General features: G+C 67.9%; 18 protein-coding genes. 5 read left to right on the forward strand and 13 right to left on the reverse strand.

Features of this window, described 5'->3' with window-relative positions:
- Positions 1-11 precede the first annotated feature (11 nt).
- The 8 genes from G369_RS0114435 to G369_RS0114470 form a co-directional block, all read right to left on the reverse strand.
- Positions 12-2,150 (reverse strand): DUF3300 domain-containing protein, encoded by a 2,139-nt coding sequence (locus tag G369_RS0114435; protein ID WP_038114813.1) that lies wholly within the window; start codon positions 2,148-2,150, stop codon positions 12-14.
- 159 nt (positions 2,151-2,309) lie between these two features.
- The gene (locus tag G369_RS0114440; protein WP_019654713.1) at positions 2,310-2,951 is read right to left on the reverse strand and encodes a DUF3299 domain-containing protein; all 642 of its coding nucleotides are present in this window, start codon (positions 2,949-2,951) and stop codon (positions 2,310-2,312) included.
- 3 nt (positions 2,952-2,954) lie between these two features.
- Complete coding sequence (locus G369_RS0114445) at positions 2,955-4,217, reverse strand: ABC transporter permease (protein WP_019654714.1); 1,263 nt, start codon at positions 4,215-4,217, stop codon at positions 2,955-2,957.
- A gap of 55 nt (positions 4,218-4,272) precedes the next feature.
- Positions 4,273-5,022 (reverse strand): ABC transporter ATP-binding protein, encoded by a 750-nt coding sequence (locus G369_RS0114450; RefSeq protein WP_019654715.1) that lies wholly within the window; start codon positions 5,020-5,022, stop codon positions 4,273-4,275.
- Between the two features lie 4 nt (positions 5,023-5,026).
- Positions 5,027-5,608, reverse strand: a complete 582-nt coding sequence (locus G369_RS0114455) for a DUF2796 domain-containing protein (RefSeq protein WP_026346374.1) — start codon at positions 5,606-5,608, stop codon at positions 5,027-5,029.
- Positions 5,605-6,513, reverse strand: coding sequence for a sulfurtransferase (locus tag G369_RS0114460; RefSeq protein ID WP_019654717.1), 909 nt, complete (start codon positions 6,511-6,513; stop codon positions 5,605-5,607). Before G369_RS0114460 ends, G369_RS0114455 begins: the two co-directional genes overlap by 4 nt.
- A 43-nt stretch (positions 6,514-6,556) precedes the next feature.
- Entirely contained in the window at positions 6,557-7,474 is a 918-nt protein-coding gene (locus G369_RS0114465) for a DMT family transporter (protein ID WP_019654718.1), read from the reverse strand.
- Positions 7,475-7,621: 147 nt separating this feature from the next.
- A complete protein-coding gene (locus tag G369_RS0114470; RefSeq protein WP_019654719.1) occupies positions 7,622-8,761 on the reverse strand; it encodes an aromatic ring-hydroxylating oxygenase subunit alpha in 1,140 nt (379 codons plus the stop codon).
- A gap of 307 nt (positions 8,762-9,068) precedes the next feature.
- Here G369_RS0114470 and xseB point away from each other — a divergent pair, with 307 nt between their 5' ends.
- The 3 genes from xseB (at position 9,069) to dxs (ending at position 12,272) form a co-directional block, all read left to right on the forward strand.
- Positions 9,069-9,335, forward strand: coding sequence for an exodeoxyribonuclease VII small subunit (gene xseB, locus G369_RS0114475; RefSeq protein WP_007829283.1), 267 nt, complete (start codon positions 9,069-9,071; stop codon positions 9,333-9,335).
- Complete coding sequence (locus G369_RS0114480) at positions 9,332-10,255, forward strand: polyprenyl synthetase family protein (protein ID WP_019654720.1); 924 nt, start codon at positions 9,332-9,334, stop codon at positions 10,253-10,255. Before xseB ends, G369_RS0114480 begins: the two co-directional genes overlap by 4 nt.
- Positions 10,256-10,418: 163 nt before the next feature.
- Positions 10,419-12,272 (forward strand): 1-deoxy-D-xylulose-5-phosphate synthase, encoded by a 1,854-nt coding sequence (dxs, locus tag G369_RS0114485; RefSeq protein ID WP_019654721.1) that lies wholly within the window; start codon positions 10,419-10,421, stop codon positions 12,270-12,272.
- A gap of 132 nt (positions 12,273-12,404) precedes the next feature.
- Here the strand turns inward: dxs and G369_RS0114490 are convergent, their stop codons facing one another.
- The 5 genes from G369_RS0114490 to G369_RS0114510 all read right to left on the reverse strand — a co-directional run bounded on the left by G369_RS0114490 (position 12,405) and on the right by G369_RS0114510 (position 17,036).
- The gene (locus tag G369_RS0114490) at positions 12,405-13,136 is read right to left on the reverse strand and encodes an ABC transporter ATP-binding protein (RefSeq protein WP_019654722.1); all 732 of its coding nucleotides are present in this window, start codon (positions 13,134-13,136) and stop codon (positions 12,405-12,407) included.
- The gene (locus tag G369_RS0114495; RefSeq protein ID WP_019654723.1) at positions 13,133-13,936 is read right to left on the reverse strand and encodes an ABC transporter ATP-binding protein; all 804 of its coding nucleotides are present in this window, start codon (positions 13,934-13,936) and stop codon (positions 13,133-13,135) included. Before G369_RS0114495 ends, G369_RS0114490 begins: the two co-directional genes overlap by 4 nt.
- Entirely contained in the window at positions 13,933-14,796 is an 864-nt protein-coding gene (locus G369_RS0114500; RefSeq protein WP_019654724.1) for a branched-chain amino acid ABC transporter permease, read from the reverse strand. The genes G369_RS0114495 and G369_RS0114500 overlap by 4 nt, the downstream gene beginning before the upstream one ends.
- Before the next feature lie 69 nt (positions 14,797-14,865).
- Positions 14,866-15,747 (reverse strand): branched-chain amino acid ABC transporter permease, encoded by an 882-nt coding sequence (locus tag G369_RS0114505; RefSeq protein WP_026346376.1) that lies wholly within the window; start codon positions 15,745-15,747, stop codon positions 14,866-14,868.
- A 134-nt stretch (positions 15,748-15,881) separates the two neighbouring features.
- Positions 15,882-17,036 (reverse strand): ABC transporter substrate-binding protein, encoded by a 1,155-nt coding sequence (locus G369_RS0114510; protein ID WP_019654726.1) that lies wholly within the window; start codon positions 17,034-17,036, stop codon positions 15,882-15,884.
- Between the two features lie 230 nt (positions 17,037-17,266).
- Here G369_RS0114510 and G369_RS0114515 point away from each other — a divergent pair, with 230 nt between their 5' ends.
- Positions 17,267-18,346 (forward strand): TRAP transporter substrate-binding protein, encoded by a 1,080-nt coding sequence (locus tag G369_RS0114515; protein WP_019654727.1) that lies wholly within the window; start codon positions 17,267-17,269, stop codon positions 18,344-18,346.
- A gap of 95 nt (positions 18,347-18,441) precedes the next feature.
- Positions 18,442-18,789, forward strand: a complete 348-nt coding sequence (locus G369_RS0114520; protein WP_019654728.1) for a hypothetical protein — start codon at positions 18,442-18,444, stop codon at positions 18,787-18,789.
- The last annotated feature ends 2 nt before the right edge of the window (positions 18,790-18,791 follow it).

Raw genomic sequence — 18,791 nt, forward strand, 5'->3', positions numbered from 1 at the left:
CGCCGCGCCCGTTACTGCTGCCTCGGGTCCCCGGGGCGATGCTGCTGGTGCTGCTGGCGTTCCGCCGCAGCGGCTGCCATGCGTTGCTGTTGTTGCTGCTGAGCCTGCTGCTGCTGGTGCGCCATCTGCTGGGCCTGCTGCTGCGCGCGAGCCTGTTGCTGCTGCATCTGCTGCTGGCGCTGTTGCTGCATGGCCTGCATCTGCTGTTGTTGCTGCTGCTGCACGCGTGCGGCCTGCTGCTGTGCCTGTTGTTGGGCCTGTTGTTGAGCCTGCTGCTGGCGGCGCATCTGCTCCTGCTGGGCCATCTGCTGTTGCTGCTGTCGGGCCTGCTGTTGCTGCATCGCCTGCTGGCGCTGAATCTGCTCCTGCTGTCGCTGGGCCTGCTGCTGAGCACGCGCCTGTTGGTCGGCCTGTTGCTGGCGACGCATCTGCTCCTGCTGCGACTGCTCCCTGCGTGACTGGTCGAGCTGGGCCTGCTGCTGGCGTCGCTGTTCCTGAGCTGCCTGCTGTTGCTGTTGCTGGCGCTGCTGCTGCTGCTGCTGTTGCTGTTGCTGTTGCTGTTGCTGTTGCTGTTGCTGGCGCTGGCGCTGCTGCTGTTGCTGAGCGAGCTGTGCCTGCTGCTGGGCTTGCTGTTGCTGCGGCGGGGGCTGCATCAGGCCCCGAGCCTGGCGTGCCTGCTGGTCGCGCGCCTGCTGCTGGGCCTGCTGTTGCGCCTGTTGCTGCCGGCGCATCTGCTCCTGCTGCGCGATCTGTTGCTGCTGGCGGGCCTGGTTCTGGGCCTGCTGTTGCTGCTGCATGGCCTGCTGGCGCTGAGCCTGTTCCTGTTGCCGCTGCTGGGCCTGCTGTTGGGCTCGCGCCTGCTGCTGTTGTTGCTGAGCCTGCGCGAACGCGGCCTGCTGCTGGACGCGCTGTTGCTGTTGTTGTTGTTGCTGCTGTGCCTGCTGCGCTTGTTGAGCCTGCTGCTGGGCGAAGAGGGCCCGCTGCTGCTGTTGCTGCACCTGCTGCATCGCGCCCGGGTTCGCCGCGAAATTGGCAGGCGCTCCAGGCGGCAGTACGCCGCGCGGTCCGGCATTGTTGTTGTAGACGTTGACGTTGCGCACGTTGTTGACCACAGTGGTCGAGCGCGAGATGTAGGTGCTGTTGTTGTAGACCACCGCAGGCCGCGCGAAGGCCGGCTGCGGGCCGGGGCCACGGTCGCGATCACGCCAGCGCGGAGCGCCCCAGTTCATGTTCCACGAATGCCAGCCCCAGTCGTGGCGCTCCAGCGCCGCGCCCACGATCACACCGGCACCGAACGCGAGCGCGCCCGCCGCCAGCACCTGGCCGCCGCTGTAGCCCGGCGACGACACCACCTGCACCGGAGGTGCGTAGGCGTAACCCGGATACACCGGCTGCGGCTCGCCGTAGATCACCTGCGGGTCATAGGCGGGTACGTACACCACGTCGGGCTGCACGGGCTCGATGGTGATGAACTGCTGCGGCGGTTCGACCACGACGGGGCCCGCATACACGGGCTGCACGTCGGGGGCCGGCGCGTAGTTCGGTGGCGGCGCGGCGGTGACCACGCGCAGCTTGTCGTTGTTCTTGAGGCGGCCGGCCTTGGCGGCGCGCTGGCGCATGACCTGGATCGCGTTCATCACGTCGGCCGGGTCGTTGTAGTAGGCCTGGCCGAGTGCCTGTGTCCACGGAATGTTGCCGGCCATCTGGTCGACCACCGGACGGAATGCGGTGAGCGACTTCACGCTCGGGTCCCAGGGCTGCTGGTTGGCCGCGTCGGCCAGCGGGCCGGCCTTGAGGTTGCGGTTCTGCGCGAGCCATTCGTGCGCCGCGGTGATCTGGTCGGGGTAGGTGGCGCCGGCCAGGATCTGCGCGACCAGCTTGTCGGGGTACAGCGCGATGGGCGCGACCAGCTGGTAGAGCTGCTCGGCGCTGGGTGGCGTGTAGGCGGCCTGCACGGGTGCGGCGGCCGGGGCCTGCTGCTGCGTCTGCGGCACCGACGGTGGTGGCGGGATGGAGCCCGCAGGGTCCTGCGTCGATGCGAGAGGGGCGGGGGTGCTGGTGGGAGCCTTGTCGCAGCCTGCGAGGACGAGGGCACTGATGCACAGCGAGATCGTCAACAGCCGCGGGGCGGTAGAGAGGTTTTTTGTCATCTGGATTTCCATGAAGACGCCCGGGGGCATACCCGGACTTCTTCAACGGAACTCGGCATCAAGCGATGACAGAGCTTGCGCCGCGGATGCAACGGTCTGTGTCGGTTCCGTGCCGCCAAGCCTGTCGGCGCAGAACCACACGGCGCGGAGGCCGCGGCCTTACTTCGAGCCGCCGGTGTACTTGGTGACGGTGGCCGCGCTCACGTGGTAGCCGCTCACGCCCATCATCGAATCGTTGCGCAGGGTCTGCAGCTTGCCGGTGACCCATACCGTGTCCATTGCGCGGAACTTGGCACCCTTCTGCGGCACCACGTGCAGGATCTGGTTGGCAGGCGGCGGCGGCGTGTGGATGCAAGCGCCGAAGTAGGGCACCAGCAGGAATTCGGTGACCTCGCCCTTGGCTTCCTCGAGCGGCACGATGAAGCCGGGGATCTTGATCTCCGCGCCGTTCATCGCCGGATTGGTCGGTGCGTTGTTCGACACCTCCTGCATCTTCATGAGCAGTTCGTTGGCGCGCGGGTCGCCGTCGTCGAGCGCGCTCAGGTCCATGCCCTTGAACTCCTTGGCCGGGTCCCAGTCCTTGGGCACCAGCTCTTCCCAGGTGATCTGGCGCGGCTGGCCCGGTGCGGCCTTGGAGGCCGCTGCGGGAGAAGTCTTGCCGCCCAGCGGATTTGCGGCGGTGGTGTCCTTGGGGGCGGGTTCGGCGGCCCAGGCAGCGGCCGCGAGGCCGGCACCTGCGATCAGCATCGAAAGCCGAGTGAAAGCTTTGCTCGTGGACAAGGTCTTCTGTGCGATGGGCATGGTTCAAATCCTCGGTGAGAGGCCGTCTGCAAGAGAGAGTCGATAGGCGCGGATGCCGGGCAAGAGGCTTGCCAGCCAACCGGCGGCCAGCAGGCTCGCCATCAGCAGCCATTCGTTCAGTGTAGGTTCGGAAAGGCTCAATGTCAGCCCGAACTGCGACTGCAGCCATGGCGAGAGCAGGGCGATGCCGAGCACCGCCATCACCACGCCCAGCACCACGCCGAGCACGGTGACCAGCGCACCTTCGAGGGCAAGCAGCGCCAGCACATGGCGCAGGCCCGCGCCCACCGCGCGCAGCACCGCGAGTTCGCGGCGCCGCTCGTTGAGGCCCGCCATCACCACCGACACCAGCCCCGCGAGGCTCACCAGCGCGACCAGTGCCGACATCAGCAGCAGCGCGTTCTCGCCGACGCCGATCACGCTCCACAGCTCGTCGAGCGCCACGCCGGGCAGGATGGCCATCAGCGGTTCGCCGGTGTAGGTCGAGATCCAGCGCTGCACGCCGAACACGGCAGCGCGGTTCTTCAGGCCCACCAGCACGGCCGTCACGTTCTTGGGCGTGAGGTCGAACTTGCGCACCTGCTCGGGCGAGATGTGCACGCCCGGCATCGGCGCGCCGCCCACCCATTCGAGGTGGATGGCTTCCATGGCCGCGAGGCCGATGTGCACCGTGCGGTCGACCGGCGTGCCGGTGCGTGCGAGCACGCCGACCACGGTGAAGGGCTTGTCCGCATGCTCGGCCACGTTGAGCTCGCCGCTGCCGTGCGCGAGCGTGATCTTCTGGCCCACGTGGTAGTTGAGCTTGTCGGCAACCTCGGCGCCGACCACCGCGTCGAAGAGTTCGCTGAAGGGCTTGCCCTCGCGCAGCTTCAGCGTCTGCCTGTCGCCGTAGCGGAAGCGGGTGAAGTAGTCGGTGGAGGTGGCCAGCACCGAGAAGCCGCGATGCGAATCACCCAGCGACAGCGGCACCACCCAGTCGACGCCCGGGTGCGACGAGAGCGCCTGCACGCTCTTCCACGAGATGTTGTTGGTGGCCGCGCCGATGCGGAACACCGAGTAAAGCAGCAGCTGCGTGGAGCCCGTGCGCGCGCCCACGATCAGGTCGGTGCCCGATACGGAGGACGCGAAGTTCTCGCGCAGCTCGGTGCGGATGCGTTCCACGCCCAGCAGCAGGAAGGTGGAGAGCGCGATGGAGAACACCGTCAGCGCGAGCGTGAAGCGCCGGTTCCAGGCGCTGCGCCATGCAATGGAAAAGAGTGCCTTCATTGGCAGGCCTCCGCGCGTCGCGCCGCGGTATTCGCCTTGGGAGCGGACCGGCGGCTCATGCGTCCACCGCCATCGCGCTGGTGGCCGCGCGGTTGATCTCGGGCAGCAGCACATGCCGCGCGAAGCGTTGGGCGATGCGCTGGTCGTGGCTCACGAACACGAGCGCGCTGTGGTGCTCCGCGCAGGCCGTCAGCAGCACGTCGAGGAAGGCCTCGCGCCGGTCTTCGTCGAGCGCGGAGGTGGGTTCGTCGGCGATCACCACCTCGGGCTGGCCGATGAGCGCGCGTGCCGCGGCCACGCGCTGCTGCTGGCCCACCGAGAGCTGCAGCGCCTGGCGGTTCCACAGGTTGCGGTCCAGGCCCATCTGGTCGAGCAGCTGCTCGGCCTCGCCGCGCGAGCTGCCGTTGCGCGATGCATTGGCCTCGCGCCGCTGCGAGAAGCGGCAGGGCAGCAGCACGTTGTCGATCACGCTCAGGTACGGCAGCAGGTTGAACTGCTGGAAGATATAGCCCACGTGCGCCACGCGGCTGCGGTCGCGCTGCGTGCCCGAGAGCTTCGACCAGTCGTGGCCCAGCAGCGTGACGCGGCCTTCGTCGGCCACCAGCACGCCGGCCAGCAGCGACAGCAGCGTGCTCTTGCCGCAGCCGCTCGGCCCGTGCAGGAACACCGATTCGCCGGCCGTGATGCGGAAGGCCTCGATGTCGATGCAGGGGGTCTTGGCCGATGGCCATGTGAAGCGCAGCGCCTCGGCTGCGAGCACGATGCGCAGGGCCGATGAGCCCTGCGCCGAAGGAAGGTCGCTCACGGTGTCACTTGCCCCAGCTCAGGCGCGCGGGCTGCGAGGCCTGGGCGCCGGCGGGGCGCTTGAGCTGGCGCTTGAACTGGCCCTGCGCGGTGGCGATCTGCGAGTCGATCTGGCGCAGGCCCTTGAAGGCGCCGAACAGGTTCAGGTCGATGAACTTCGCGGCGGCTGCGTTGGTGCAGTTGAAGGAGAAGGTGGCGTCGAGGTCGGCGTGGCCGACGGGCTCGTTGGGGTCGGGGTTGCCGAGGCCCAGCGCGCCGGAGCGCAGGTCGACCGGGCCCAGCTTGCAGTTGGCGGCGGGGTCGACGACGAAGAGCTTGTCGGCCGCACGCAGCTGGGCGACCGCGTCTTCCACGATCTTCTTCTCGGCGTCGGTCTTGGGGGCGCGTTCGAATCCGACGATGTTGTCCAGCGGCGATTCCATGTCGATCACCACCGTGGGGCCGTCGACGGCCACGTCGAGCTTGAGCTGGCCGTGCACGTGGGCGTGCTGCTGCTGGGCCTGGGCGGTGAGGAAGGGGGCTGCCGCGAACATCGCGGCGGCTGCGATTGCGAGACCGGTGGTACGTCGGAGTCGGATGTGCTTCATGGTTCGGCGCCTTGCCGGGTCGGCAGCCCCGGCGTGTTGCTCCATTCGCTCCAGCTGCCGGCATAGAGCGCGGTCGTCCCGAATCCCGCGATCTGCATGGCGAGCAGGTTGGGCACGGCGCTCACGCCACTGCCGCACTGGTGGACGACGGTCGCCGCGTCGCGTCCCGCGAGCAGCGCTTCGAACTCGGCACGCAATTGCGATGCCGGCTTGAACCTGCCGTCGGGACCGATGTTGTCGGCGAAAGGCCGGTTGAGGGCCCCGGGGATGTGACCGGCGATCGGGTCCAGAGGTTCCACCTCGCCACGGTAACGTGCACCGGCGCGTGCGTCGATCAGGTTCTGGTCAGGCTGGCCGAGCCGGCGCAACACCGTTCCAGTGGTGACCAGCTTCGCGATGGGCTCGCCCGCGACGAAGTTCGACTGGAAGCGCGCGGGCTCCTCGCGGCTCGTGACTTCGCCGCCTGCGGCCTGCCATGCCTGCAGTCCGCCGTCGAGCACGGCCACCGCGTCGTGGCCCATCCACTTGAGCATCCACCACAGGCGGCCGCAGTAGTTGGCGCCGTTGCGGTCGTACACCACCGCCTGCATGTCGTTGGCGAAGCCGACGCTGGAGAGCCAGGCGGCGAACTTCTCGCGGCTGGGCAGCGGATGGCGCCCGCCCGATGCGGGCACGCCGTCCTCCTGCGCCACGACGACTTCGCCATGCGCGCCGGGGGCGCCGTGCTTCGCGCTGAGGTCGGTGTCGAGGTTGGCGTAAAGCGCGCCCGGCATGTGCGCGGCCGCATATTGCTGCGCGCCTGCTTCGGGCTTCATGAGGTCGAAGCTGCAGTCGAACACCATGAAAGGCTTGCCGCTGGCCTGCAACTGCTGCAGTTGTTCGACGGAGATGAGGGTGTCGTACATGGCGCTTGCTCCTTCGGGAATCTGGAAATGCACGCTGCGCGCGTCAGTGTTCCTCGGCCGGGGCCTTGGGCACGGCCCGTTGTCGCAACACGGTTGCAGCAATGCCGCTCGCGATGATAAGGGTCATGCCGGCCCAGCCGGCCGCGTCGATGCGGTCGTCGAACAGCACCACGCTGTAGAAGGCCGCGAACACGATGCCCGAATACTGCAGGTTCGCGACCACCAGCGTGCCGGCCTGCGTCTTCGCGGTGGCGTAGGCGCGCGTCATGCACAGCTGGCCGAGCGCGGCGAGCAGGCCGATGGGCAGCAGCCACAGCGCGTGCTGCCAGGTCCAGGAGCCGCCGCCCGAGAAACCGGTGACCGCCGTGGCGATGCCGCCGGCCACCGCAGAGCCGACCGCGAAGTAGAAGACGGTGCGCAGTTCGGGCTCCCCGATGCGCGAGAGCGCCACCACCTGCATGTAGGCGAAGGCGGCCGTCAGGCCCGAAAGAAGCCCCAGCAGGCCCGCGAAGCCCTCGTTGCCGTTCACCGTGGGCTTGAGCATGAGCACCACGCCCACGAAGCCCGCGAGCACCGTCATCGCCAGCGCGCCCTGCAGCGGCGGGCGCTCCACGCGGCCGTCGCGTCCGGGCACCGGCACCCAGGCCAGCAGCGCGCCGCCGACCAGGAAGGCCGCGACCCACACGCTGCTCATGTAGTTGAGCGTGACGGCGGTGGCCAGCGGCATGTGGGCGATGGCATAGAACCACGCGCCGAGCGAGACCACGCCGATCGTGCTGCGCCACGCGTGCATGCCCGGGTACCTCGTGCCCAGCGGCACGCCGCGGTTGCGCGCCAGCAGCCACAGGAACACGATGCCGATCAGGCCGCGCCCGAGCACCATCTCGCCGCTGTTGAACCACGCCGAGGCGACCTTCACGACCACGCTCATCGTCGCGAACAGGAAGGCCCCCAGCACCATCCAGAGCGCTTGCACTATTGGTTCTCCCTCAGGCTTCGCGCACTTCGTGTCGCTTCTCCCGCCCCCTCGCCGGGGGCAACACCGCAGGCCCGGCAAAGCCGGTTCCTCGGTGTTCCCAGAACACCCGTGGATGCCGCGTTCATCGGCTCAGGCGTTCTGCATCGCGGCGCGGTACCACTCGTGGAACTGCTGCATGCCGTCTTCCATCGGGCTCTGGTAGGGGCCAGTCTCGTTGTCGCCGCGCAGCATCAGCGCGCGGCGGCCGGCATCCATGCGCTCGGCGATCTCGTCGTCTTCCACGCAGGTCTCCATGTAGGCGGCCTGCTGGGCCTCGACGAACTCGCGCTCGAAGGCGACGATTTCCTCGGGATAGAAGAACTCGACCATGTTGAGCGTCTTCGTCGGGCTCACGGGGTGCAGTGTCGACACCGTGAGCACGTGCGGATACCACTCGACCATGACGTGCGGGTAGTAGGTCAGCCAGATGGCGCCGTACTTCGGCGGCTTGCCCTCGCGGTACTTGAGCAGCTGCTCCTGCCACTTCTGGTAGACGGGGCTTCCGGCGCGGCCCAGGCGGTTGGCCACGCCCACCGTCTGCACCGAATAGCGCGGCTTGAACTCCCAGCGCAGGTCGTCGCAGGTGACGAAGCTTCCCAGGCCGGGGTGGAACGGGCCGACGTGGTAGTCCTCGAGGTAGACCTCGATGAAGGTCTTCCAGTTGTAGTTGCACTCGTGCAGCTCGACGCGGTCGAGCGCGTAGCCGCTGAAGTCCAGGTCGGCCTGCGGGCCGAGGCCGGCCATGTCGGCCGCCACGTCGGGGCCGCAGCCGTCTGCGTTCTTCTCGAACAGCAAGCCGTTCCACTCGGTGAGCGGGTAGTTGTGCAGGTTCAGGCAGGGGTCCTGCTGGAAGTGGGGGGCGCCGATCAGCGTGCCGGTGGTGCGCGGGTCGGCCGCGGCGTAGGTCCAGCGGTGCAACGGGCAGACGATGTTGCCGCCCGACTGGCTCTCGAGCTTGCCGCGGCCCTGCAGGATCAGGGCCTGGCGGTGGCGGCAGACGTTGGAAATCAGTTCCACGCCCTTGGGCGTGTGGACGAGTGCACGGCCCTGGTGTTCCTGGGGCAGGGTGTGGAAGTCGCCCATCTCGGGCACGGCCAGGCGATGGCCGACATAGCGGGGCCCTCGCGAGAAAAGGTTCTGCATCTCGCGGGCGAAGAGCGCCTCGTCGAAATACGCGGAAACTGGAAGTTGGCTCGCGGCCTGCTGCAGTTGAAGACTTAAATCAGACATGGAGGACCTGACCAAGCTCCCCACAGGGAGGAAAGGAAGAAAAAGAACGGAAGGCGCCGCCGCAAGAGGTGGCTGGGCGGCCCGAAGCGGTGTTGAACGTCGTCAACGAGAGAAGTTCGCATTGTACCCGGGGGGCGCTCGGGGTTCCCCCGAGGCTTTCCATGCCATTTCGCGATGTGCGATGGGACTTTCGCCGTGGGAAGCGCGCAAGGCGCCGCGGCCGCTCCGGGGAAGGGCGGTCCCGGAAGGGGCGCCATTGTTCCGGTCACGGTCCTAAAATGCCTCGTTTCACCCAAGTTTCGCTTGCATGCCCAAGGTGCCTCCCCCTTCCTCGTCCAGCCCGGCGGCAACGCCCGACACGGGTCCGCTGCCAGCCAGTTACGAAGCCGGACTCCAGGAGCTGGAGCAACTGGTCGCGGAACTCGAGTCGGGCCAGCTGCCGCTGGACCAGCTGCTCGTCAGTTACCAGCGCGGCGCGGCGCTGCTCGCCTTCTGCCGCGACAAGCTGCAGGCGGTCGAAGACCAGATCAAGGTGCTCGATTCGGGCAGCCTGAAGGTCTGGACGCCTGAATGAGCGCCGCCCCGCTGAATACCGCCGCCCTCTGGGACGCCCGCACGCTGGCCGGCTGGAGCGAACCCCACCTGGCGAATGTCGAAGCGGCGCTGTCGCGCTGGGTCGGCGTCGATGCCCCCGTGCTGCTGGGCGACGCCATGCGCTACGCCGTGCTGGACGGCGGCAAGCGCCTGCGGCCGCTTTTGGTGCTGGCCGCGAGCGAGGCCGTCGGCGGCAACAAGGCCGCCGCCCTGCGTGCAGCCTGCGCCACCGAGCTGATCCATGCCTATTCGCTGGTGCACGACGACCTGCCGTGCATGGACAACGACGTGCTGCGCCGCGGCAAGCCCACGGTGCACGTGAAGTTCGGCGAGGCCGATGCCCTGCTGGCCGGCGACGCCTTGCAGGCCCTGGCCTTCGAGCTGCTCACCCCCGAGGGCGACGAGATTCCCGTCACCACCCAGGCCCTGCTGTGCCGCCTGCTTGCGCGCGCCGCGGGCAGCCAGGGCATGGCCGGCGGCCAGGCGATCGACCTGGCCAGCGTCGGCATCGCCTTGAACGAAGCGCAGCTGCGCGAGATGCACCGCCTGAAGACCGGCGCGCTGCTGCAGGGCAGCGTCGAGATGGGGGCCGCCTGCGGCACGGTGAGCGCTTCTGCGCTGGCCGCGCTGCGCGACTACGGCGCAGCCATCGGCCTCGCGTTCCAGGTGGTCGACGACATCCTCGACGTCACGGCCGACTCGCAGACCCTGGGCAAGACCGCCGGCAAGGACGCCGCGGCCGACAAGCCCACCTACGTGTCGCTGCTGGGCCTCGACGGCGCCCGCGCCCAGGCCCGCCAGCTCCTGGCCGATGCGCTCGCCGCGCTGGAGCGCAGCGGCCTGGACGACACCGCGGCTCTTCGCGCGTTGGCCCACATGGTGGTCGACCGCGACCGATGAAATGAGACCACCCCCGAATCTCCGCGCACTTCGTGTCGCTTCGGATCCCCCCTCGAGGGGGCGCACCCCGATGGCCCGGCAAAGCCGGTTCCATGGGTGCCCCGGCATGGCCTGCTTCGCGGCCTTCGGCTCCGTGGCCATCTACTAGAAGAAGATTTTTCCAATGGCTGCTCCGCTGCTTCCCACACTCCACGATCCCTCGCCCATCCGCAAATACGACCGGGCCCAGCTGCGCCAGCTGTCCGACGAGGTGCGCGCCTGCGTGCTCGACAACGTCTCCCGCACCGGCGGCCACCTGAGCTCGAACCTCGGCACGGTGGAGCTGACGGTGGCGCTGCACCACGTCTTCAACACGCCGCACGACCGGCTGGTGTGGGACGTGGGCCACCAGACCTATCCGCACAAGATCCTCACGGGCCGGCGCGAGCGCATGCCCACGCTGCGGCAGATCGGCGGCATCTCGGGCTTTCCGCAGCGCACCGAGAGCGAGTACGACACCTTCGGCACCGCCCATTCGTCGACCAGCATCTCGGCCGCGCTCGGCATGGCCATGGCTGCCAAGCAGAAGGGCGAGGACCGCCATACGGTGGCCATCATCGGCGACGGCGCGCTCACGGCCGGCATGGCCTTCGAGGCGCTGAACAACGCGGGCGTGTGCGACTGCAAGCTGCTCGTGATCCTGAACGACAACGACATGTCGATCAGCCCGCCGGTGGGCGCGCTCAACCGCTACCTCGCGCAGCTGATGAGCGGCAACTTCTACGCCGCCGCCAAGAACGTCGGCAAGAGCGTGCTGCGCAACGCGCCGCCGCTCTTCGAGCTGGCCAAGCGGCTGGAGCAGCATGCCAAGGGCATGGTCGTGCCCGCCACGCTGTTCGAGCAGTTCGGTTTCAACTACGTCGGCCCGATCGACGGCCACGACATCGATTCGCTGGTGCCCACGCTCGAGAACCTCAAGCACCTCGACGGCCCGCAGTTCCTGCACGTGGTCACCAAGAAGGGCCAGGGCTACAAGCTGGCCGAGGCCGACCCGGTGGCCTACCACGGCCCCGGCAAGTTCGACCCGCAGGTGGGGCTCGTCAAGCCGGCCTCCGCGGCCAAGCAGACCTTCACGCAGGTGTTCGGCCAGTGGCTGTGCGACACCGCCGCGGCCGACGGCCGCCTCGTGGGCATCACGCCCGCGATGCGCGAGGGCTCGGGGCTCGTCGAGTTCGAGAAGCGCTTCCCCGACCGCTACTACGACGTCGGCATCGCCGAGCAGCACGCCGTGACCTTCGCCGCGGGCCTTGCATGCGAGGGGCTGAAGCCGGTGGTCGCGATCTACTCGACCTTCCTGCAGCGCGCCTACGACCAGCTGATCCACGACGTTGCCATCCAGAACCTGCCGGTGGTATTCGCGCTCGACCGCGCGGGCCTGGTGGGTGCCGATGGCGCAACGCACGCGGGCGCATACGACATCCCGTTCCTGCGCTGCATTCCCAACATGAGCATCGCCTGTCCGGCCGACGAGCGCGAGACGCGCCAGCTGCTGACCAGCGCCTACGAGCAGAACCACCCGGTGGCGGTGCGCTATCCGCGCGGCTCGGGTGCCGGCGTGGCGCCGCATCTCACGCTCGATGCGCTGCCCTTCGGCAAGGGCGAGGTCCGCCGCGAGGGCAAGCGCATCGCCATCCTGGCCTTCGGCACGCTGCTGTACCCGGCGCTCACGGTGGCCGAGTCGCTCGACGCTACGGTGGTCAACATGCGCTGGGCCAAGCCGCTCGACGTGGAGCTGCTGCTGAAGGTCGCGGGCACGCACGATGCCATCGTCACGCTGGAAGAGGGCGCGATCATGGGCGGCGCGGGCAGCGCGGTGCTCGAGGCGCTGCAGGCTGCGAACGTGCAGAGGCCGGTGCTGCAGCTGGGCCTGCCCGACCAGTTCATCGAGCATGGCGATCCGGCGAAGTTGCTCGCCGGCATCGGGCTCGATGCGGCGGGTATCGAGAAGTCCATCGTGGACCGCTTCGGCCGCGGCTGATTTGGATTCGCTCCTTCTCCCGCTGGGGGAAGGCTGGGATGGGGGCAGACGGCGCTTCAGGCGCCACGGCCGTTCGAAGGCTGCCGTGCCCCCACCCCGACCCTCCCCCAGCAGGGGAGGGAGGAAGACGGCTCAGCTTCCCAGGTACGCGTCCTGCACCTTCGGATTGCCCAGCAGTTCCCGCCCGGTGCCCGACAGCACGATGCTCCCCGTCTCGATCACATAGGCCCGGTCGGCGATCTTCAGAGCCTGGCGCACGTTCTGCTCCACCAGGAAGATCGTCAGCCCTTGCTTGTTGATCTCGCGCAGCGTGCGGAAGATGTCCTGCACGATGATCGGCGCCAGGCCCATCGAGGGCTCGTCCAGCAGCAGCACGCGCGGCTTGGCCATCAGCGCGCGGCCGATGGCCAGCATCTGCTGCTCGCCGCCCGAGAGGTTGCCGGCCAGGCCGTCGGCCCGGTCCTTCAGCACCGGGAAGAGGCCGTAGATGCGTTCCAGGTCGGCCGCGCGGGCGGCGGCGCCGTCACGGCGCGTGTAGCCGCCCAGCTCCAGGTTGTCGCGTACGGTGAGCGTGGTCAGCGTGGCGCGGCCTTCGGCCACCTGCACCACGCCGCCGGACACGATCCTGTGCGGCGACAGCCCCGTGATGTCCTGGCCGGCAAAGGTCACTCGACCGGACGTCTTCTTCACCAGCCCCGACAGCGCGAGCAGCGTGGTCGACTTGCCTGCGCCATTGGCGCCGACCAGCGTGGTGATCTGCCCTTCGTGCAGCTCGAAGTCGATGCCCTTGACCGCCTGCACATGGCCGAAGTTCACCTTCAGGTCCTGCACCTGCAGCAATGGGGTCGTCGTGCCGGCGCTCATGCAGCGGTCTCCTGGTCGTTCGTGGCTTCGTCGTCTTCGCGGCCGAGGTAGGCCTCGATCACCTGCGGGTCGTTGCGGATCTGCTCGGGGCCCCCGCGCGCGATGATGCGTCCGAAGTTCAGCACCGCGATCTGCTGGCACAGGCCCATCACGAAGCGCATGTCGTGCTCGATCATGAAGACCGTGAAGCCGCGCGCCGCGATGTTCTCGATCTCGACCATCAGCTCGCTCTTCTCGGTGCTGTTCATGCCGGCCACCGGCTCGTCCAGCAGCAGCAGCGTCGGCTCGGTGGCCAGCGCGCGCGCCAGCTCCAGCTTGCGCTGGTCGCCGTACGAGAGGTTGTCGGCCACGTCGTCGGCCTTGTGGTCGAGCTTGACCCAGCTCAGCAGTTCGCGTGCGCGGTCGCGGGCGCGCTTTTCCTCGGCGCGGAACAGGCCGGTGCCCGCCAGCAGGCCCAGGGGGCCGTAGCGCAGCTTGGAGTCCATGCCCACGGTCACGTTCTCCAGCAGCGACATCTCCTTGAAGATGCGGATGTTCTGGAAGGTGCGCGCGATGCCGCCGCGGGTGATCTGGAAGGGCTTGCGGCCCGCCAGGTCCTGGCCCTGGAAGTGGATCGTGCCGCTGGTGGTGGGCAGCAGGCCGGTGATCAGGTTGAACACCGTCGTCTTGCCCGCGCCGTTCGGGCCGATGAGCCCGAAGATGCCACCCTTGGGAATGTCCAGGTTCACGTCCTGCAGGACCTTGAGGCCGCCGAAGTGGCGAGACACGCCCTTCAGAGTCAGAAGCGTCTGTTCGCTCATGCTGCGCCCCCCTTGCGGCCGAACCACTGGCGGATGCGCGCCGGGTCCCAGATGCCCTTGGGCAGGAACAGCACGATCAGCACCAGGATGAAGCCGTTGACCACGAGGCGGAACGCGCCCAGGCCGCGCAGCGTTTCCGGGAGCAGCGTGAGGATGGTGCTGCCCAGCACCGGGCCGGTGAGGCCGCCGATGCCGCCGAGGATCGTCATCGTCAGGATGTCCACCGCGCGGTTGAAGCCGTATTCGGCCGGGCCGATGAAGAAGGTCAGGTGCGCGTTCAGCGTGCCCGCCAGGCCGGCGATGGCGCCGCCCAGCACGAAGGCCAGCATCTTGTGGCCTGCCACGTCGATGCCCATCAGGCCGGCGGCGGTCTCGTCCTCCTTGATGGCCTCGAAGGCGCGGCCCACCTTGGAGCGGCGGATGCGCCACAGCACCAGCAGCGTGAGGACCAGCGCCAGCGCCACGTGCCACCACTCGGTGGATTGCGGAATGCCGTTCAGGCCCAGCGCGCCGCCGGTGAGCGGCTCGGCGTTGAGCACTGCGATGCGCACCACCTCGCCGAAGGCCAGCGTGGCCATCGCGAGGTACACGCCCGACAGCCGCAGCGTCGGCTTGCCGATGATGAAGGCGACCAGCGCCGGCGCGGCCATGCCGGCGGCAATGGCCACCGGGAAGGGCGCGCCGTAGTTCAGAGTGAGGATCGACGCGGTGTACGCACCGATGCCCATGAAGGCGGCGTTGGCCAGCGCAAGCATGCCGCAGGCCAGCGTGAGCCAGATCGAGAGCGCCAGCAGGCCGTTGATGCCCAGCGAGAGCACCAGGTTGCTGTAGACCGACCAGAAGTTGTCGAAGGCTTCCATCTCAGACGGCCCTCCGCCGGGCAGCCCCAAGGTGGGCCAGCGCCGCAGCGCAGGTGCAGGCGTGGCGGCTCATACCTTGCGCTCCTTGAGCGAACCGAACAGGCCCTTCGGACGCACCAGCAGCACGAGGAACAGCAGGCCGAATGCCACCGCGTCGCGCATGTTGGAGCCCACGTAGGCCACCGACAGCACCTCGGCGAAGCCGAGGAACAGGCCGCCGAGCAGCGCGCCGCGGATGTCGCCCATGCCGCCCAGGATGATCACGGCGATGCCCTTCTCGAGCATCGGCTGGCCCATCAGCGGGAAGAGCGCGTTCGAATACAGGCCGATCAGCACACCCGCCACGCCGCCCAGGCCGGCGGCCACGAAGGAGGTCAGGTAGAACAGGCCCTCGACGTTCACGCCCACCAGGTACGCCGCCTTGGGCGATTCGGCGATGGCGCGCAGCGCGCGGCCCAGTTGCGTGCGCTGCAGCGACAGCATCAGCACGCCCATCAGCACGAAGGACGCGAGCACGATGCCCAGTTCGAGCGCGGTGACATGGATGCCGGCGATCACCAGAGCGTCGTCGGGAATGGTGCCGGGCGGAAAGCGCAGGTTCTCCGCGCCGAAGATTCCCTGGATACCGTTGTTCAGGATGATGGCCACGCCAATGGTGGCGATCATCGGGATCAGGTGGGGCGCGTTGCGCTTGCGCAGGGGCTTGAGCACCAGCACGTCGATCAGCAGCCCCAGCACGCCGCACAGGACGAAGGCGAAGGGCAGGCCCGCCCAGAGCGGCAGGCCCGACAGGCGCATGAATTCGGCCGCCGCGTAGGCACCCACCATGAACACCGCGCCGTGCGAGAGGTTGATGACGCCGAGCACGCCGAAGATGAGGGTGAAGCCGAGCGCGAAGAGTGCGTAGACGCACCCGAGCGACAAGGCATTGACTAGCTGCTGATCGAGCACGATGGGCTTTCGTCAGGCCGCGACACGGGCGTGCTGCGGCAAATCAAAAAAGAAAACGGCGCAGTGACTGTCCTGCGCCATGTGGGGAAAGCAAGGCGGGCCGCCCGGCCCGCCATCGAGACGGCTTGCCGTGCTTACTTCTCGATCACGAACGCGGTGCCCTTCGTGACGCTCACGATGGCTGTCTGCTGCGCGTCGTAGCCGGCGGGCTTGCCGGCCTTGTCCTTGGCGCGCGCGAAAGCGAAGGCGCCGGTGGCGCCGGTCCACTTCACGTTGGGCAGCGCGTCGCGCAGCGCGGTGCGGTCGGCGGCCAGGTTGCCCGACAGCTTCACGCCCTTGAGCGCCTGGGCCACCACGTACAGGCCGTCGTAGGCCTGCGCGGCGAACTGGTCGGGCGCCATCTTGAACTTGTCGTTGTAGGCCTTCTGGAACTTGGTGTTCTCGGGAGTCGCGTTGCTGGCCGACCAGGGGCTGCCGACGTACAGGTTGTCCGAGCTGCCCTTGGCCAGGTCGAAGATCTTGGTCGAGTTCATGCCGTTGCCGCCGATGACCGGCACGTTCAGGCCAAGCTGGCGGGCCTGCACCATGATCGGCGCGCCTTCGGCGAGCAAGGCCGACAGCACGATGGCGTCGGGGTTGGTGGCCTTGATCTTGGTGAGCTGGGCCTTGAAGTCGACGTCGCCCTTGGCGAAGGTCTCGGTCGTGGTCACGGGCAGCTTCAGGTCTTCGAGGGCCTTCTTGAAGTTGTCGTAGCCGCTCTTGGTGAACACGTCGTCGTTGCCGTAGAGCACCGCGACCTTCTTCACGTTGGCGTGCTTGATGGCCACGCGCAGCGTCTCGGGCAGCACGTCGGCTTCGGTCACGGAGTTGCGGAAGACGTAGTCGCCGATAGAGGTGATGCCGTCGGCGGTGTTCGAGGTGCCGAAGGCCACCGTCTTGGCGGCCTGGGCGATCGGGTCGGCCGCCTGGGCCGAGTTCGACAGCGTGGGGCCGAAGGTCATGAGGACCTTGTCCTGAAAGATCAGCTTCTTGAAGACGTTGATCGCGTCTTCCTTCTTGCCCTGCTCGTCCTCGACGGCCAGGACGATCTTGTCGCCGTTGATGCCGCCGGCGGCGTTGATTTCGTCGGCCGCCAGCTGGAAGCCGTTGCGGATGGCGGACCCGTACTGCGCGGCGCCGCCGGACAGTGCGGCGGCGACGCCGATCTTGATGTCGGCGGCTTGAGCGCCGAGGGCGGTGGCCGCGGCGAATGCGAGCAGCGCGGGCTTGAAGGAATTGGAGAGTCTCATGTCTTGATGTCGAAGTCGGGATATGTGTAAGGCGATTAACATTTTATGCCTCGTCCCCGGATGCGCTGTTTCGGCCGCGCATTCCCTCTTCCCGGCCTTATTGCGGCGCAGGGTAAACCCCCGCCGATCGCTGTAAGCGCGTTTTTACAATTGCCCCGGACTCACGCCAAAGTCCTCAACGCGGTCACAAGCCGCGTTTCGTTTTTTCAAAGAACTCGGAGAGCTATCTAATGGATCGTCGTTCCCTCATCAAAAACGCCGGCATCGCCGGCGTTCTGGCTGCCGGCATCGCCCCCGCGGTTCACGCGCAAGCCGCAGTTCGCTGGCGCCTGGCGTCGAGCTTTCCCAAGTCGCTGGACACCATCTTCGGTACCGCCGAAGTGTTCGCGAAGAGCGTCAGCGACATGACGGGCGGCAAGTTCCAGATCTCCGTGCATGCCGGCGGCGAGCTGATGCCCGCGTTCGGCGTGGTCGACGGCGTGCAGAACGCCTCGGTCGAAATGGCCCACACGGCCCCGTACTACTTCTACGGCAAGGACCCGACCTTCTGCCTGGGCTGCGCGGTGCCCTTCGGCATGAACACCCGCCAGCAGAACGCCTGGATGTACGAAGGCAATGGCCTGAAGCTGATGCGCGCCTTCTACGCCAAGTACAACATCATCAACCTGCCGGGCGGCAACACGGGCGCGCAGATGGGCGGCTGGTTCCGCAAGGAGATCAAGTCGGTCGCCGACCTGAAGGGCCTGAAGTTCCGCACCAACCCGTTCGCCGGCAAGGTGCTCGAGCCCTTCGGCGTGATCCCGCAATCCATCCCAGGCGCCGACCTGTACCCCGCGCTCGAGAAGGGCACGCTGGACGGCCTGGAGTGGGTCGGCCCGTACGACGACCAGAAGCTGGGCTTCAACAAGATCGCCCCGTTCTACTACTACCCCGGCTGGTGGGAAGGCGGCCCCGAGCTGGACTTCTACATCAACACCAAGGCGTGGGAAGGCCTGTCGGCCGAGTACAAGGCGATCGTCGAGGCGGCTGCCGCGCATGCCAACATCACGATGACGGCCAAGTACGACTCGAAGAACCCGATCGCGCTGAAGCAGCTGGTCGGCTCGGGCACCAAGCTGCGCCCGTTCTCGCAGGACGTGATGAACGCCGCCTTCAAGTCGGCCCAGCAGATCTACTCGGACCTGAACAACACCAACCCCGAGTGGAAGAAGATCTACGGCGACTGGTCGAAATTCCTGGCCGACCAAAACGCCTGGTTCCGCTACACCGAAGGCACCTTCGACCGCTTCATGCAGCAGCAGAAGCTGTAAGAGGCTTCGTCTCCTCGCACAGGAAGCCCTGCCGGTCCCGGCGGGGCTTTTTTTCGTCCATGCTCCGCCTTCCGATTTCCTGCAGGTCCCGCCCGATGCTCCGAACGTCGTCCTTCGCCACGTTGCTCTTCACCGCCGTGCTCGCGCCGAACGTCCACGCCGCCGGCGGCACGGGCGGCTACGCGCTGCCGTGGAGCACGCACGGCGAGGTGCTCGAATACCGCTCCTGCGGCTGCGGTGATTCATGCTGGGTCGCCGAGCTGCGCGATGCGCGCACCAAGGCGCTGAAGGCACGGCTGCGCTGCGACTGCGAGCGGCTGCACGCCACGGTGGGGCCGAGGGGCAAGGAGAGGGCGCAGGCTGCGAGCTGTCCGGTGGGCGGAGACGGCATCGACAAGCCGCAGGCCATCGGCGAAGCGATGCAGCGGCTGCTGCGCCGATAGGG

Source organism: Variovorax atrisoli 110B (genome assembly GCF_000382045.1).
Taxonomy (GTDB): Bacteria; Pseudomonadota; Gammaproteobacteria; order Burkholderiales; family Burkholderiaceae_C; genus Variovorax; species Variovorax atrisoli.